This is a genomic window from Pedobacter sp. Hv1 (assembly GCF_001412215.1).
GTDB lineage: Bacteria > Bacteroidota > Bacteroidia > Sphingobacteriales > Sphingobacteriaceae > Pedobacter.
In genome coordinates, this window is sequence record NZ_LLWP01000001.1 from 424,754 (window position 1) to 441,582 (window position 16,829).

The 16,829-nt window shown below is 37.0% G+C and carries 13 protein-coding genes; 6 read left to right on the top strand and 7 right to left on the bottom strand.

The genetic code is table 11. The features are described from left to right. Positions 1–86: 86 nt before the first annotated feature. Positions 87–3,005 carry a TonB-dependent receptor gene (locus tag AQF98_RS02040; RefSeq protein WP_055130251.1) on the bottom strand — a complete coding sequence of 973 codons (2,919 nt, stop codon included), beginning with the start codon at positions 3,003–3,005 and terminating at the stop codon, positions 87–89. Between the two features lie 193 nt (positions 3,006–3,198). Here AQF98_RS02040 and AQF98_RS02045 point away from each other — a divergent pair, with 193 nt between their 5' ends. The 3 genes from AQF98_RS02045 to AQF98_RS02055 are packed head-to-tail and all read left to right on the top strand — an operon-like array spanning position 3,199 to position 6,996. After that, the gene (locus AQF98_RS02045) at positions 3,199–5,631 is read left to right on the top strand and encodes a penicillin acylase family protein (protein ID WP_055130252.1); all 2,433 of its coding nucleotides are present in this window, start codon (positions 3,199–3,201) and stop codon (positions 5,629–5,631) included. 3 nt (positions 5,632–5,634) lie between these two features. Beyond that, the gene (locus AQF98_RS02050; protein ID WP_055130253.1) at positions 5,635–5,985 is read left to right on the top strand and encodes a hypothetical protein; all 351 of its coding nucleotides are present in this window, start codon (positions 5,635–5,637) and stop codon (positions 5,983–5,985) included. 27 nt (positions 5,986–6,012) lie between these two features. After that, a complete protein-coding gene (locus AQF98_RS02055; protein WP_055130254.1) occupies positions 6,013–6,996 on the top strand; it encodes an acyltransferase in 984 nt (327 codons plus the stop codon). Here the strand turns inward: AQF98_RS02055 and AQF98_RS02060 are convergent, their stop codons facing one another. The 3 genes from AQF98_RS02060 to tyrS form a co-directional block, all read right to left on the bottom strand. Beyond that, positions 6,997–7,452 (bottom strand): RES family NAD+ phosphorylase, encoded by a 456-nt coding sequence (locus AQF98_RS02060; RefSeq protein ID WP_055130255.1) that lies wholly within the window; start codon positions 7,450–7,452, stop codon positions 6,997–6,999. Then, positions 7,452–7,931 (bottom strand): antitoxin Xre/MbcA/ParS toxin-binding domain-containing protein, encoded by a 480-nt coding sequence (locus tag AQF98_RS02065; RefSeq protein WP_055130256.1) that lies wholly within the window; start codon positions 7,929–7,931, stop codon positions 7,452–7,454. Before AQF98_RS02065 ends, AQF98_RS02060 begins: the two co-directional genes overlap by 1 nt. A gap of 105 nt (positions 7,932–8,036) precedes the next feature. Next, complete coding sequence (gene tyrS, locus AQF98_RS02070) at positions 8,037–9,323, bottom strand: tyrosine--tRNA ligase (protein ID WP_055130257.1); 1,287 nt, start codon at positions 9,321–9,323, stop codon at positions 8,037–8,039. Between the two features lie 220 nt (positions 9,324–9,543). Here tyrS and AQF98_RS02075 point away from each other — a divergent pair, with 220 nt between their 5' ends. From AQF98_RS02075 to dapA, 3 genes are all read left to right on the top strand, one after another. Continuing rightward, positions 9,544–10,215: a hypothetical protein gene (locus tag AQF98_RS02075; protein ID WP_055130258.1), complete on the top strand. Its 672-nt coding sequence runs from the start codon at positions 9,544–9,546 to the stop codon at positions 10,213–10,215. A gap of 63 nt (positions 10,216–10,278) precedes the next feature. Further along, complete coding sequence (gene ligA, locus AQF98_RS02080; protein ID WP_055130259.1) at positions 10,279–12,291, top strand: NAD-dependent DNA ligase LigA; 2,013 nt, start codon at positions 10,279–10,281, stop codon at positions 12,289–12,291. Positions 12,292–12,333: 42 nt separating this feature from the next. Then, positions 12,334–13,224 (top strand): 4-hydroxy-tetrahydrodipicolinate synthase, encoded by an 891-nt coding sequence (gene dapA, locus AQF98_RS02085; RefSeq protein WP_055130260.1) that lies wholly within the window; start codon positions 12,334–12,336, stop codon positions 13,222–13,224. A 72-nt stretch (positions 13,225–13,296) separates the two neighbouring features. On the opposite strand, the gene AQF98_RS02090 is transcribed toward dapA, so the two are convergent. The 3 genes from AQF98_RS02090 to ftsZ form a co-directional block, all read right to left on the bottom strand. After that, entirely contained in the window at positions 13,297–13,473 is a 177-nt protein-coding gene (locus AQF98_RS02090) for a hypothetical protein (protein WP_055130261.1), read from the bottom strand. 267 nt (positions 13,474–13,740) lie between these two features. After that, positions 13,741–14,982 (bottom strand): aminotransferase class I/II-fold pyridoxal phosphate-dependent enzyme, encoded by a 1,242-nt coding sequence (locus AQF98_RS02095; protein ID WP_055130262.1) that lies wholly within the window; start codon positions 14,980–14,982, stop codon positions 13,741–13,743. Between the two features lie 162 nt (positions 14,983–15,144). Beyond that, positions 15,145–16,791, bottom strand: coding sequence for a cell division protein FtsZ (gene ftsZ / locus AQF98_RS02100; RefSeq protein WP_055130263.1), 1,647 nt, complete (start codon positions 16,789–16,791; stop codon positions 15,145–15,147). Between the last annotated feature and the right edge of the window lie 38 nt (positions 16,792–16,829).

Here is a 16,829-nt window from a genome sequence, read left to right on the forward strand (position 1 = left end):
TTAAAAGCAAAAGATTTCATAAAATAAAGCCTTCAAACAAAAAAAGCTCCCCAATTACGGAGAGCTTTTCTTTAAATTATAAACTACTATGGATTATATGTAAATCCGATATAGTAAAGCGCACCTACTTGAGGGTTACCATATGAAGTGATGTAATATTTGTTCAAGATATTAGAACCACCCAATTTAACAACAGCTTTAACTGAAGGCACTTTTAAGTTAATTTGAGCATCAAAAGTTGAGAAAGCAGGAACCGTTCCTGAAGCAAAAGTAGAGTTCCAATAGAACTCATCTTGCCAGCGGTACTGCACATTAAAACCAAAGTTTTTAACAATTTCTCTACTGCCCACACCTGCATTAAATCTCCACTCAGGTGTGTTAAAGTTATTGTCAAAGTTTGCAGGTAAATCACTCAATTTATTATATGAAGTATTTCCATTGAAATTAAATTTACCTACTTGATAATCTAATCCGAATGCACCACCATAAGATTTAACTTTACCAGCAATGTTTACTGGAACAGTAAATTTAACAGGGGCTGTAGTTGGGTTTTGGAACAACTCAACACCTCCGATAAAATCTTCATAGATATTATAATAGGCATAAGCATCAATCAACAAACTTTTTGTAGCCAAGCCTTTGTAACCTAACTCAAATGATTGTACACTTTCTGGACGAAGACCACCAGCATCAAAAGTATAAGATTGTAATAATCCTGGATTTGGTGCACCTGCAGCAACTGAAGCTAAGAAAGCTCTGTAACTATTTGATGTAACACCTTTAGTGGTATTTAAACCATATTTATCGATTGATTCTGGTAAACCACCAATCAAACGTGTAGTACCACCAGCCACAGCTAAATCAATATACTGATCTTGTGTAGTTGGATTACGGTAACCCGTTTGATAAGACATCCTGATGTTATTGTTTGGAGCAACTGTCCATACACCAGTTACACGTGGGGTAAGTCTACCTTCAAAGTTTTTACTTTTATCGTAGCGACCTGCAACTGTTAATTTAAATTTCTCTCCGAATTTTTTACCCAATTGTGCAAAAGCTCCGTATTCGCTAATGATGATATCACGGTTTGCATCATCAAAGATGGTTCCATCAGAATGCAAGAAATAATCGCGATAAGAAGCACCAACTTGAAGCTCTACTACATTATTTAATGCATTAGAAAAGTTGTACATCCCTTCGTAGTGGTATAAATTGGTTTTATCATTAAACTTAGCTCCGTTTTGTGGACCAATAGTTTTAGCAGTAATTGCTGCTTTAGCAGTTTCGTAACCAGGAGTACCAGGTACTAAACGACCAATATCAGCTTGCGATCTGGCAAAAGCCTGAGCTGCAGCATCGGTCTGTCCGCTTGATCTAGCACCAATATAGTTGCCAATGTATTGCGCATACCAGCCTGTTAAACCACCAGATGGTTTCCAAGCTTCATTGATAAATGTACCCAAAATAGTTGCGTTATAAGCTTCGCCTGAACGCTCTTGTGTGGTGTAGCCTCTTAAAAAGAAGTCTTGACCTTTTAATTCTAATTTGTACTGTCCAATTTTAAAATTTCTTAACGAATAACGATCTGTACCTGTGTAAACCGAAGTACCAGTTCCCCAATTTGCTTGTGCAATGGCTTCAATCGTATTGCTAAACTTGTAATGTAATGAAGTTGAAGTTTTTAATGATTTGGTATCATAATCTACCAAGTCAGACTCTGCATAACCAGTTCTAGATACAAATTGGTTTGGTAATAATCCTGGCACTCTTAATCCAACATAAAAAGGCATATAACTTTGAATTGTTGGTCTTAAGGCAGCAGGGAAAAGGCCTAAAGCAGCTGCTTGTTGAGCAGCAGTTGGCGCAGCACCATTGGCCACACCTAAAGCCGTAAACGCACCATTTAAAGAGGTTTGGATATTTGGAATTGCACCACCACTGGCTGCATTAACCCCAGCAATAATCCCAGCGTTTAACGATTGGGTTACGTTGATCATGTTTTGGCTAACTTCGTCACCATATACGTTAATCCCATCATAGTTCGGGTCACTGCTTCTATCTCCACTTTTCAACTGACGAGAAGTTCTGTCGAAATTTCTGGTATCTGTAGCTGCCCAATCTTTAGCTTGTAAAAAGCCAAATGAGGTTTTGATCCCGAATTTATTGTTCCAAGATTTTGCTAAACGCAAATCGAATTGTTTAAATTCTCTTACACCTTGGTTCGTATTGTTATCGTCAACATGGTTGATACCACCTTTGTAGCTAAAACTAACACCTTGGTATTGGAAAGGATTTTTAGAAGTCATTAATAAAGTACCATTGATACCACCCGCACCATATAAGGCAGAAGCAGCACCTGGTAATAACTCCACATTATCTACATCAAGTTCTGATAAACCTACAATATTACCTACTGAGAAATTTAAACCAGGAGCCTGATTATCCATTCCATCAATATATTGGTTAAAACGAGTATTGCCATTGGCGTTAAAACCACGTGTATTTACAGATTTAAAGGTTAAACTTTGTGTGCTCATTTCAACCCCTTTTAAATTATTAAGGGCATCGTAAAATGAAGGAGCAGGAAGTTCTTTTAAAGCTGAAGAACTGATACGCTCTACAGAAACCGGCGACTCAAGAATACGCTCTGGCGTTCTTGAAGCAGATACAACAACCTCTTGACCTAAAATAGCAGTTGCTTCTAATTCGAAAGTAATATTAGCTGTTGCACTTGTTATTTCTCTTTCTACCGACGCAAAGCCAATGTAAGAAGCAACTAATGTGAAAGGGGCTTTTTCAGTAGTTGAAAAAGAAAATTGACCTTTTAAATCTGTTGATGAACCTATTGTTTTCCCTTTAATAACAACACTTACGCCCGGGATTGGCTCTTTAGTTAGTTTATCTGTAACAGAACCACTAACCACTATGCTCTGCGCATGCACTGCAACACCAGTTGCAAAAAGCATAAAAAGCAAAAAGATGATTTTTGTAAAGATTTTGTTCATACTCAAGTAGTTTATATTTGTTTATTTACTATAAACTTAATACAAATTTCTTTACTAACAAATTCTATTTGGCAGAAAATTTATTTTACAAAATCTAATTTGATTGGATTTCAATTCATTTTTATAGTAAATTGCAGAACATGTTTCTGTAACGAAATAGATAATCGACCAATTAAACCTATAAATCAAACTAATGAACAGAGTCAAAGCCCTCATTTGCATCATTATACCTATTTTATTGGCATATGCGTTCAACACAAAATTTGGTGATACCCCCCCTTTACTTAAATTTTTAAATCCCTTTACCGGTTTTTGGCAAAATGCCGAAAGTAGCATGGTCACGGCTAATAAAAATATAACCCTTAAAGGTGCTAAAGATAAGATTGACATCCTTTTTGATGATAAAATGATCCCGCATGTGTTTGCAAAAAACGACCATGATGTGTATTATGCTCAGGGTTATGTTACTGCAATGCACCGCTTATGGCAAATGGATTTCCAAACCCGTTTTGCGGCTGGCAGAATATCAGAAGTTGTAGGTAAAAAAGCTATTGAAGTAGACCGTTATCAAAGAAGGATGGGCATGGTATATGGTGCCGAAAACTCCTTAAAAGGAATGATGGAAGATCCTAAAGCCAAAGAAATGATTTTGGCTTATACCGAGGGCATCAATGATTATATCCATTCTTTAAATAGGGCAAAACTACCATTAGAATATAAATTGTTAGATTTTAAACCAGAAGACTGGACTCCCATCAAATGCGCATTACTGTTAAAACAAATGTCGGCAGTTTTGGCCATGGGCTCTGATGAATTCTACATGACCAATATCCTTAAAAAATTTGGGCCAGAAATTACAAAAGACCTTTTTCCAGATTATCCTTTCAAAGAAAGTCCAATTATTCCAGTTGGTACCAAGTGGGATTTTACGCCACTTCCAATTCCACCAACACCAAAAGGCTACACAGAAATGTTAACAGGCAATGTACAGACCAAACAAAAGGTTGAAGGTATTGGCAGTAACAACTGGGCGGTTTCTGGTGCAAAAACGGCTTCGGGCTATCCAATATTAGCCAATGACCCACATCTTGATTTAACTCTACCTTCTATCTGGTATCAGATCCAGTTGAATGCACCAGGCCTAAATTCTTATGGGGTTTCTCTTCCGGGTGCTCCTGGGGTAATTATTGGTTTTAACAAAGATATTGCTTGGGGAGTTACCAATGTAGCGGCTGATGTGTTGGATTTTTATCAAATTAAATTTAAGGACGATACACACAAAGATTATTGGTACAACAATGCTTGGAAAAATACGACCCAGCGTTTTGAAAAGATCAAGATCAGAGGTGCTGCCGATGAGATTGACACGGTTTATTACACCCATCATGGTCCAGTAGTATATTTCCAAAAACCCAAATACAGCAAAGCCAACAATGTACCAGTAGGGAATGCCTTACGATGGATTGCCCACGACAAATCAAACGAGCTACTGACCTTTTATTACTTAAATAGGGGTAAAAACTATGCCGATTATAGAAAGGCATTAACTTATTATACCGCACCTGCCCAAAATTTCATCTTTGCCAGTGCAGAAAATGATATCGCCATTACACCTAATGGAAAATTCCCGTTGAAATGGAAAGACCAAGGCAAGTTTATTTTAGATGGTTCAGATCCTGGAAATGATTGGCAAGGCTGGATTCCCGCAAACCAAAATCCTACCGTTAAAAATCCGCCTCGAAATTTTGTAAGCTCTGCCAATCAGTCTTCAACAGACCAAACCTATCCATATTACATCAATTGGGAGTTTTCTCCATACGAACGTGGTCAGCGAATTAACAATAGGCTTACCACAATGACAAAAGCTAATGTAGATAGCATGCGCAATTTGCAAGGCGATTCCTACAGTTTAATTGCAGAAAATCTATTGCCCTCTATTTTACCATTAATTAATGCTGGACAACTCAATGCTACGCAAAAAGAGGCTTTAAGCATTACTACCAAATGGAATAAATATTTTGAAGCCAATGAAGTAGGTGCTAGTATTTTTGATCTATGGACAAAAAGATTAACCTATAACATCTGGGATGATGAGTTTACCATTGCAGATATTCCGATGCGTTACCCATCAAGAGATCGTACAGTAGAACTGATTCAAAAAGACCCGAATTCTAAATGGTTCGACAATGTAAAAACAAGTCAAAAAGAAACCTTGACAGATTTGGTTAACGAATCTTTTAAATTTGCGTGCGACAGTCTAGAAAGAAAATATGGGCCGATTGGCAAAAATTGGAACTGGGCAAAAGTAAAAAATACCAATGTACCACACCTAGCGAAAATACCAGGATTTGGATCTAAAACCTTATTAATTGGCGGCTCAAAAAGTACGGTAAATGCCATTAGTGAATCTAATGGACCATCATGGCGAATGGTTGTAGAATTAGGAAAAAACCCTAAAGGTCATGGTGTTTATCCTGGTGGTCAATCTGGCAATCCTGGAAGTCCATTTTACGACAACATGATAGATACTTGGGCCCAAGGCAAGCTTTACGATTTATTCTTTATGCAATCTGCAGATGATAAATCGAGCAAAATAATTTCTCATTATAAAATTTCAAAAAAATAAGACATGGTTTTTTTAGTCGTTATCATAGCCTCCCTTTTACTACAAATGGTTTTACCTTGGTGGGCAGTAATTGTTATTTCATTTGCAACCTGCGGCTTAATTGGCAAAACTGGAAGGATTGCTTTTTGGCAACCATTTTTAGCTATCTTGTTATTATGGTTAGGCATGGCCTTATTTAAAAGTTTACCCAACCACAATGTGCTGGCCACAAGGGTTGCCGAAATGATCGGCGTTAAACTTTGGCCAATTATATTATTAATTACGGTGTTATTAGGCGGTCTGGTGGCCGGAATAAGTGGCTACTGTGGTTACCACTTCAGAAAAGCCATAATTAGCCTTAAAACCCCTGCTTAAAATTATATTTCTTTGTATTTTTGCACAGTGAATATAACTCCTGAGCAAATTTTTTCTATTGATAACGAAGCCATTTTTAATCAAGTGGCTTTAACGATATTTCAGCATCAAGCAAAAAATTGTTTGGTTTATCGTGATTATATCCGAAATCTAAAAATTGATGTAGATGCGATAAAACACTATGAGCAAATTCCGTTTTTACCCATCAGCTTTTTTAAGAGCCACGATGTTTTAAGTACAAATGCTCCAGTTGAAATCGTTTTTAGCAGCTCTGGCACCACTGGTCAGGTAACTAGTAAACACTTTGTAAGCGAGCTCAGTATTTACAAACAAAGTTTCAATAAGGCTTTCGAACAATTTTATGGAGATCCTGCAGAGCTTTGTATGCTTGCATTGCTTCCATCCTATTTAGAAAGAGACGGTTCTTCTTTAATCTACATGGTTGATGACCTACTGAAACAAAGCAAACACCCATTAAGCGGTTATTTTCTACATAACCACGATCAGCTTCTCGCTACGCTTAAAAATTTAAAAAACGCCAAACAAGCAACCATTTTAATTGGCGTTACCTATGCCCTATTAGATTTTGTAGAGCAGTTTCAGATCAATTTCCCAGAACTAATTGTAATGGAAACCGGGGGCATGAAAGGCAAGCGTAAAGAAATGGTCCGCGAAGAATTGCATGATACACTTTACAAGGGTTTTGGTGTGCAACAGATCCATAGCGAATATGGAATGACAGAATTACTATCACAAGGTTATTCTTATGGACAAGGTATTTTCAATTGTCCACCTTGGATGAAAATCTTATTGAGAGACACCTCAGATCCTTTGAGTCTACTTCAAAATAAACAAAGTGGGGGCATCAATGTCATTGACTTAGCCAATGTAAATTCTTGTTCTTTTATTGCTACGCAAGATTTAGGAAAAATCTACGTTGATGGCAGTTTTGAAGTGTTGGGCAGATTTGACAATGCCGATATCAGGGGTTGTAATTTACTGGTACAGTAATCAATATTTAAATCGCTTATCAAAGCGAAACACCCGTTTCTCTATTAACTTCACCTTTACCGCTTGAGGATGATTAGGGTTTAAAATAATGTTATATTCTTCCTCTAAAATAGCAGAAGGAACTTTCATTACAAGTTGTTTATTGTCTTTTATAAACTGATTACCAATTTTTCTCAGGGCTTCTATTTCCGTTTCTTCTTTCCAATTTTCAGGCAGGTCTTTAACTTTTATGGTAAGCATATCATCATCTGGAATTTCAAAAATAGCTAATGCAAAATCTTGGTCAAGTGCTACAGGCCTTAAATGTACCAATACTTCCATTACAGCCATAGCTCTGCTCATTGCAAAATACACCATGGGTATACCCTTATCGTTCCAGCGCCCACCATATTGTTTGGCTCCGGTACCGCTTAGATCTTCTATAAATTTTGGCGATGAGATTCTGTAAACTAACATTAGCTAAATACGCCGTGTTCTATCCTGCCTAAGATATCCGAGACCATAGTGAAACCAATGTGGGTATCCAATAAACTAAACGGAACTTGACCACCCAAAGCAAAATTTGGTGTTTTTACCCAGCTGCTAAATGCTTTTTCACTGCCTAAAACTGCTATCCCACGCTCAAATAAAAGTGCCAATTCAATGGCTCTATCTGCATGCTCAGTTTTAACTAAGGTTTCTGGGGTATAACGTTGCAAAGTACGCTCTGAAATATGTAGAACGGCCGCTACTTCTTCAATGGTTAATGAAATTTGTTTAGCCAAAGCCAATAATGATTTTTTTGAAATGCCTTTGCGGGCAAGTTTGAGCAAATCAAAATCAGAGGCATTGGCATACCTATTACCCATGATCGCCGTCATTGGGGTATAATTGATAGTGGCATAGGCTACCATTGGTTCTTCTGCTAGAGTTGGCTCGATGGTTTTCTTTTTCATATCAGACAATTATACCCAAATATATACATTTTGTCTGGTATTAAAAAATTTCTCAAAAAAAAATCCCGAACTTTTCAGATCGGGATGAATATGGTTTAACAAGAGTTATCCTGCAATTAACAGGAAATAATTTTTCTTGCCTTTTTGAACAATAATAAATTCATCATTAATTAAATCTACAGTGTTATAGTTAGCTGTGGCATCTGTAACCTTTGCTTTATTTACACTTAGTCCACCACCTTGTATTGTTTTTTTCACTTCTCCTTTTGAAGGGAAAACGGTTGTTTTTTCTGCCAAAAGTGTGGCAATATCAATTCCGTTAGCTAATTCAGCTTTGGAGATATTGAATTGTGGTACGCCTTCAAAGATCTCTAAAACACTTTTCGAATCTAAAGTCTGTAAAAACTCCAAAGCGCCATTGCCAAACAAAAATTCTGAGGTTTTAATAGCGGTCTCTAAGGCTTCTTCAGAATGTGTTTTTACAGTAATGTCTTCTGCCAATGCTTTTTGCAAAATGCGCAAATGTGGCGCTGCATCATGTTCAACCTCTAATGCCTCAATTTCTGTTTGCGTTTTTAAGGTAAAAATTCTAATCCATTTTTTAACATCATCATCTGATGCATTTAACCAAAACTGGTAGTATTTGTAAGGGGACGTTTTCTCTGGGTCTAACCAAACGGCACCACTTTCTGTTTTACCAAATTTAGTTCCATCAGCCTTTTTAATTAACTGAGTAGTTATTGCATAGGCCGTGCCTTGATCTTTTCTTCTAATTAATTCCGTGCCGGTAACAATATTTCCCCATTGGTCAGAACCACCCATTTGTAACAGACAGTTGTTATTTTTCCATAAATAATAGAAATCATAACCTTGTATCAATTGATAGCAAAATTCTGTAAAAGACAACCCAGAATCGCCTTCTAAACGTCTTTTCACACTATCTTTTGCCATCATGTAGTTTACTGTAATGTGTTTACCTACATCTCTAATAAATGTAAATAAATTCATGTCCTTAAACCAATCGGCATTATTAACCATTACCGCACCATTTCCAGCATCTTCAAATTTTAAGAATTTGGATAATTGTTTTTTCATCCCCTTAAGGTTATGCTCAATCATTTCTGGTGTTTGTAGGTTACGTTCATCAGATTTTCCAGAAGGATCGCCAACCATACCTGTTGCACCACCAACCAAAGCAAAAGGCTTATGCCCAGCTCTTTGAAAATGGATCAACGTCATAATTTGTGTTAAGTGACCAACATGTAACGAATCTGCAGTCGGATCAAAACCAATATAACCAGAAGTCATACCTTCTTTTAGTTTTTCCTCTGTATTTGGCATGATATCATGCAACATACCTCTCCAACGCAATTCTTCTACAAAATTTGTCATTACTTATGATTTTAGGTGGCAAAGATAGTAGTTTGAGCGAGAAGCTAAAAGTATAAAACATAAAGCTGAAAGCTAAATGCTAAAAACAGCGAACTTCTTGCTACTTGATACTTGCCCCCACATCTTGCTACTCGATACTCAAATCTTGATACTTGATACTCATATCTCGATACTTAACACTTAACACCCCACTCTCAATCTTTCTCCCTACCTTTGTTACATGAACTTCCTTTCGCATTTTTATTTTGAAAGAAACAACCAGGATGAAAATATGGTGATTGGAACCGTTTTGCCAGATCTGGTCAAAAATGCACACAAGGACTGGAATCTTTACCCTCAAAAAAGTCCTGAGCTTTTTACTACTGATCCAAAACTCAATTCGTTATTAACTGGCTGGAAAAGACATCTAGAAGTCGATCTTTTATTTCATTCTTCAACCTTCTTCTTTACAGAAACAGCAAAGCTCAAACAACTGCTTTTGCCTATTTTAGGCGATAGTCCAGTAAGGCCGTCTTTCTTGGCTCATATTGGTGTAGAATTGGTGTTAGACCATTTGTTAGTCACCCATCACAAAATAGACATCAATGCTTTCTATGAGCATTTAAATAACGTGGATGACAAAGTATTAAACACCTTCCTTAAAAAATGTGGCAGCGAAGACACCGATAAGTTCTTTGCTTTTTTAAATAGCTTCAGATCTAGCAGATACCTATTGAGTTATCAAAAGCTAGAGAACATCAGCTATGCCCTACAAAGAATCTGCATGCGTTTATGGGTACATCCTTTTCACGAAACAACAGTAAGCTTATTAAATGAGCAACTTGAAATATACAAGGTGATGCTCGAGCAAAACTATCTGTCAATCTTTGATGAAATAGAAGGCAAGTTATAAGTTGTAATACATCACTCATGTATTAATTACCTCCGTCTCAATACTAATAATTATATTTGTTGTATGTCGATTTTTGCTGTAAAAGAACAAATGGATGCGCTGGTAGCAGAATTAAACCAGCACACGTACAATTATTATGTATTGGCAATGCCTACCATTGCTGATTATGAATTTGATCAAAAACTAGAAGAGCTTGCCAAACTGGAAAAAGACCATCCAGAATTTGCAGACCCCAATTCTCCTACCCAAAAAGTTGGAGGAGACATTACCAAAAACTTTGTAACCATCAAACACAAATGGCCAATGCTTTCATTGGGCAATACCTATAATGAACAAGACCTACGTGATTTTGATGAGCGAGTTAGAAAAGCGATTGGCGATGACTTTGAATATGTGTGTGAACTAAAATTTGATGGCTTATCCATTAGTTTAACTTACGAAAATGGTGTACTTACTAGAGCAGTTACCCGTGGAGACGGCACACAAGGCGACGACGTAACCAGCAATATCAAAACCATCCATACCATCCCCCACCGTACAAAAGGAGAGGAAATTCCCGATTTCTTTGAGATCAGAGGTGAGGTTTTTATGCACAGAGCCGCATTTGAGCGTTTGAACAAAGAGCGTGAAGAATTAGGCGAAATTGCCTATGCCAACCCTCGAAACTTTGCCAGTGGAACAGTAAAGATGCAAGATTCGAAAGAAGTAAGTAAAAGACCTTTAGACTGCTTCCTTTACACGCTTTACAGTGATAAGCAATTATTCAGAACCCATTGGGAAAGTTTACAAACAGTTAAAAAATGGGGCTTTAATGTATGCGAACATACCCGATTAAGCAAAAATATTGATGATGTATTGGCTTTTATCGCCCATTGGGAAAACGAACGCTTCAATTTAAGTTATGATATTGATGGGATTGTAATTAAGGTGAACAGCTATGCACAACAACAAGAACTAGGTTTTACTGCCAAATCTCCACGTTGGGCAATTTCATACAAATACAAGGCTGCAGAGGTGCAAACCATTTTAGAGAAGGTTACCTATCAAGTTGGAAGAACCGGAGCAGTAACACCTGTAGCCAATCTTAAACCCGTAGCATTGGCTGGCACTACAGTTAAGCGTGCTACATTACACAACGCGGATGAGATTACACGTTTAGACCTACATGAAAATGATACCGTTTTTGTAGAGAAAGGTGGAGAAATCATTCCTAAAATCATTAAAGTAAATTTAGATTTACGACAAGCCAACGCCAAACCGATTGTCTACATCAGCAATTGCCCCGAATGTGGCACAACCTTAATTAGAAAAGAAGGAGAAGTTGCTTTTTATTGTCCAAATGATGAAGGTTGCCCTCCTCAAATTGTAGGTAAAATACAACATTTTATAGGTCGCAAGGCGATGGATATTGATGGCTTAGGCGATGAAACCATTGAAAGTTTTTACCAAAGAGGATTAGTGGCTCACATTAGCGATTTGTATACCTTACACGAAAAAGCCGAAGAGCTGAAACAGATAGAACGTTTTGGCGAACGCTCTATAGAAAATATGTTAAAGGGCATTGAAGCTTCTAAACAAATGTCATTCGAAAAACTATTGTTTGGCCTGGGCATTAGGTATGTGGGCGAAACAGTTGCCAAAAAACTAGCTAGAGGTGTTAAAAACATAGACAATTTAGCAAAGGCCTCTATAGAAGAGTTGACAACTATTGACGAAATTGGGGGGCGCATAGCCGAAAGTATTCAAGAATACTTTAGTAAAGAAGAACATTTACAGCAAATAGTGCTTTTAAAAGCCGCAGGATTACAATTTGAGGTACAGGAAACTGTAATATTGTTGCAAAGCGAGAAACTTATTGGAAAAACATTTGTAATTTCGGGAGTTTTTGAAAAGCATAGCAGAGAAGAGTTAAAGGCACTGATCGAAGAAAATGGTGGAAAGATTTTAAGTGGTATTTCTGCCAAATTAAACTATTTAGTTGCAGGTGATAACATGGGCCCATCTAAATTAGAAAAAGCCACCAAACTCAATGTGCCTCTGATAACAGAGGACGAGCTAATAGCGATGATTAATTAGTATAACCACAAGGACACAAATAGTGGTTAATAAATATAGAAAATGAATAACAAATTTCACGGTACTGGTGTAGCTCTGGTTACACCTTTTAACACAGACGGAACAGTAGATTATCAGGGATTAAAAAAACTGATCAATCACTTGGTTGATGGAGGTATAGACTACCTTGTATCATTAGGTACAACAGGCGAAACAGCCACATTGAGCAAGGACGAGAAGAAGAAGGTGTGGGATTTTACTGCTGAAATTAATAATGGTCGTTTGCCTTTGGTTGCCGGTATTGGTGGCAATGACACTATTGCAATTGGAGAGGCTATTCAAACATTCGAAAACAATCAGTACAGTGCCATACTTTCGGTTAGCCCTTATTACAGCAAACCAACACAAGAAGGCGTTTACCAGCACTATAAATACCTTAGTGAACTTAGCGAATTACCAATCATTTTGTATAATGTACCAGGGCGTACCGGAAGCAACATGAGTGCCGAAACTACCTGCCGTTTGGCACATGATTTCAAAAATATAATTGCCACCAAAGAGGCCTCTGGAAGCTTTGAGCAGTTCAATCAGATTATGAGAGATAAACCTGCCGATTTCTTGTTGATCTCTGGTGATGACCCAATTGCTTTACCCATGATTGCTTTAGGTGCTGTTGGTGTAATTTCTGTAATAGGTAATGCTTTACCGTTACAATTATCAACACTAATCAACCAATGTTTACAGGGCGATTTTACCAAAGCATTGCCTGCACATTTAAGCTTGTTAGAGATTACCAGATTGATGTTTGCAGAAGGCAATCCAGCGGGCGTAAAAGCGACCTTAAAACAATTGAATATTTGCGGCGATACAGTTCGCCTTCCTTTGGTTAAAGCTTCTGTTGAGCTCAATAAAAGCTTAGCTGAGCAATTAGAAAGTTTAATTACACTGGCATAAAAACCGCAAAAAAAATGACATAAAAAAAGCGCCTTGGTTATGGGCGCTTTTTTTTAAAAAACAATTTGCTAATTATGCTTTGTTTTTAGTTTCTTGAATCTCTAAACGAATGCTTTGAGCTAAGTTTTTAAGATCTTGCATACCCTTACGTACACGTGTTCCAGCTGCGCTGTTTGCTTTGTTGTAGAATTTGTCTGCATCAGCTTCTAAAGCTGCAACAAGTGCTTTTACGTCGTTAAATTTTTTCATTTTTAAATTACTCCTTTTTAGTTTTTTTAAGGTTTTGATTAATACTCTAATACTAAAGTAAGATGTTTATTTTAATAAAAAAATTTTTGCATCAATAAAAAAGTGCGTAAACAACGGTTTTTTTCCACATTTAACGGGGTTATAAACAAGCAATTAACGGTAATAAAATTATAATTAACTAAAAATCAATAAGTTAACCAAAAATGACAATAAAAATGCCCTCTGCAGTATTGTGAGGGCATTTTTTTAATAAATACTTATATTTTTCTATGTAGTAGAGAATTTGTTCTCTTTGTAGTAGCCATTTTTTAGCTTTTCAGAAACCTCACTAAAGGCATCCAATGTTTTTTGAACATCTTCCATACTGTGTACAGCGGTTGGAATAAGCCTCAATTCAATCATTCCTTTTGGAATAACAGGATAGACTACAATTGAACAGAAAATACCATAATTTTCACGCAAATCCATAGTTAAGGCAGTAGCTTCTAACAACTCCCCTTTTAAAAACACTGGAGTAACTACGGTATCAGTAACACCTAGATCGAAACCACGGTCGCGTAAGCCTTTTTGTAAGGTTGTAGCTACTTTCCACAATTTTTCTCTTAATTCTGGATTGTTTTTTAACAGTTCTAAGCGTTTCAACAAACCGATCACCATTGGCATTGGTAATGCTTTAGCAAAAGTTTGAGAACGCATGTTGTATCTAAAATAATTGGTCAATTCTTCGGTTGAGGCTACAAAAGCGCCAATACCAGCCATCGACTTTGCGAAAGTTGCAAAATAAACATCTACACCTTCTATACAGTGCTGTGCTTCGTGTGTACCTGCACCGGTTGCACCCATTGTTCCAAAACCATGTGCATCATCTATCAACAAACGGAAATTGAACTCTTTCTTTAAATCGATCAGTTCTTTTAATTTACCTTGCGCTCCAGACATGCCAAAAACACCTTCAGTAATTAACAAGATGCCTCCACCTGTTTGCTCTGCTAATTTAGTTGCTCTTTCTAATTGTTTACGTGCATCTTCAATGTTATTGTGTTTGTAAACAAAACGTTTACCCATGTGTAAGCGTAAACCATCTACAATACAAGCATGTGATTCTCCATCATAAACCACCACATCATTTCTATCCAATAAAGCATCAATAATCGATACCATGCCTTGGTAACCAAAGTTGAGCAAAAACGAATCTTCTTTACCCACAAAGGTAGCTAGCTCTTGTTCCAATTGCTCATGATATTTAGAGTTACCAGACATCATACGGGCACCCATTGGGTAAGCCATACCAAATTCTGCTGCTCCCTGCTCATCTGCCTTTCTAACTTCTGGGTGATTAGCAAGGCCTAAATAGTTATTTAAACTCCAAACCAACAACTCTTTCCCTCTAAAATTCATGTGTGGTGCAATCTCTCCCTCTAATTTAGGAAAAGAGAAATATCCATGAGACCATTTTTGGTGTTGCCCAATTGGGCCCATGCGCTTTGCTACTTTATCGAAAATATCCAATGTTATTATTATTTATTTAATGTAATCTATTCTTTATATTAATTTTTGCAAATTTAAGCTTAAAATACCTATTTAACAACCGCCATTAGACGGCACCTGAATGCAAAAAAAGCCTTAACAAATTTTATTGCTAAGGCTTTAAATACTTATTTAGTTGGCTTATTAGTCAACATTATCATGTAAAAATGAGTTGTTTGGTCTAATCTCTGTTGAACCATCCTCATCATTACTTAAGGTAAATCTAGAAACTTGTGATTCTGAAGAATGCTGAACTTGTTGCAGTTGCATCTGTTTACGTTTGTAAGCTGGCTCATTTTCCAACTCTTGTAAACCATTGGTAGTGCGCAATTTCATGCTCAGATCTTTCAATCTTAAAATTCTTTCTCTCGATTTTTTAAGTTGATCTTCTACCGATTCATCATTTTTATCGTCATCAGCACCAACTTCTTCAATTGTTGCAATTGGCTGTGGTGTAATTACTTCTTCTTCTATTTCAAATTGCGCAATAGGCGTTTCGAATACAAAATCAGTCTCTGCCAATTTCACTTCAAACTCAAAACCTGCTTCTTGTTGTGCCTCTGCTACTGGAGCTTCTTCTTCAACCAATTGATGAACAATGGTTAAATTTTCAGGCTCTTCAACTTTAGGCACTCTGTTTAAGTTAAATAAATCGCCAAATAAATCAGATTGCTTAGGCTCATCTTGAGCTTTTAAAACAGGCTCAGTACTTACTGGCTCTGGTCTAGCTTCAATAAAAGAGTTAACTGGTTCAACTGGGCGTACTAAAGGTGCTTCTTCTGGTGTTAATAGAGAAATCTTTTTAACATTCTGTCTATCTTTTGCTCTTTGCTCAGTAGTTTGGAAACCAGTAGCAATAATGGTTACAGATAGTTTATCATCTAAACTCTCGTCAATACAGTTACCCCAAATCAAATCTGCAGAAAGACCTGCTTTATCTTGAATGAAATCTGTAATGATGGTTACCTCGTCCATAGTTACTTCACGTATACCAGAACTGATATTTAACAAGATGTATCTCGCACCTTCAATTTCATTATCTTTTAACAATGGAGAAGCCAATGCACCTTCAACTGCTGCTAATGCACGGTTTTCGCCTTCGGCTGCAAAGCTACCCATAATAGATACTCCACTGTCTTTCATTACCGTACGCACATCTTTAAAATCTACGTTGATATATCCAGGTACAGTGATGATCTCGGCAATACCTTTGGCCGCAGTGGTTAAAATATCATCTGCTTGAGCAAAAGCTGAACCTAAAGTCAGGTTACCAAAAATTTCGCGCAACCTATCGTTAGAAATGACTAAATAAGAGTCTACATATTTTTTTAACTCATCTAAACCATCATCTGCTTGCATTTTACGTCTTTTACCTTCAAAGGCAAAAGGAGTGGTAATAATGGCAACTGTTAAGATATCTAATTCTTTAGCAGCTTGGGCTATAATCGGACTGGCACCAGTTCCGGTACCACCACCCATTCCTGCTGTAATGAAAAGCATTTTGGTAGTGCTACCCAACATCGCCTTGATGTCGTCTATATTTTCAATAGCCGAGTTTTTGCCTACTTCTGGAATTGAGCCTGCACCCATTCCTTCGGTTAAACTTGATCCTAATTGTACCTTGTTAGGAATTGGGCTAAACTCTAGCGCTTGCGCATCTGTATTACAAATAATAAAGTCTACACCAGTAATTCCTTGACGGTACATATGGTTTACCGCATTACCTCCACCGCCACCAACACCAATAACTTTGATGATGGATGACTTATCTTTTAACATTTCGAACTTCATATCGTTATGAATCAGTTGTTTAAAAATTGAAATTTTCT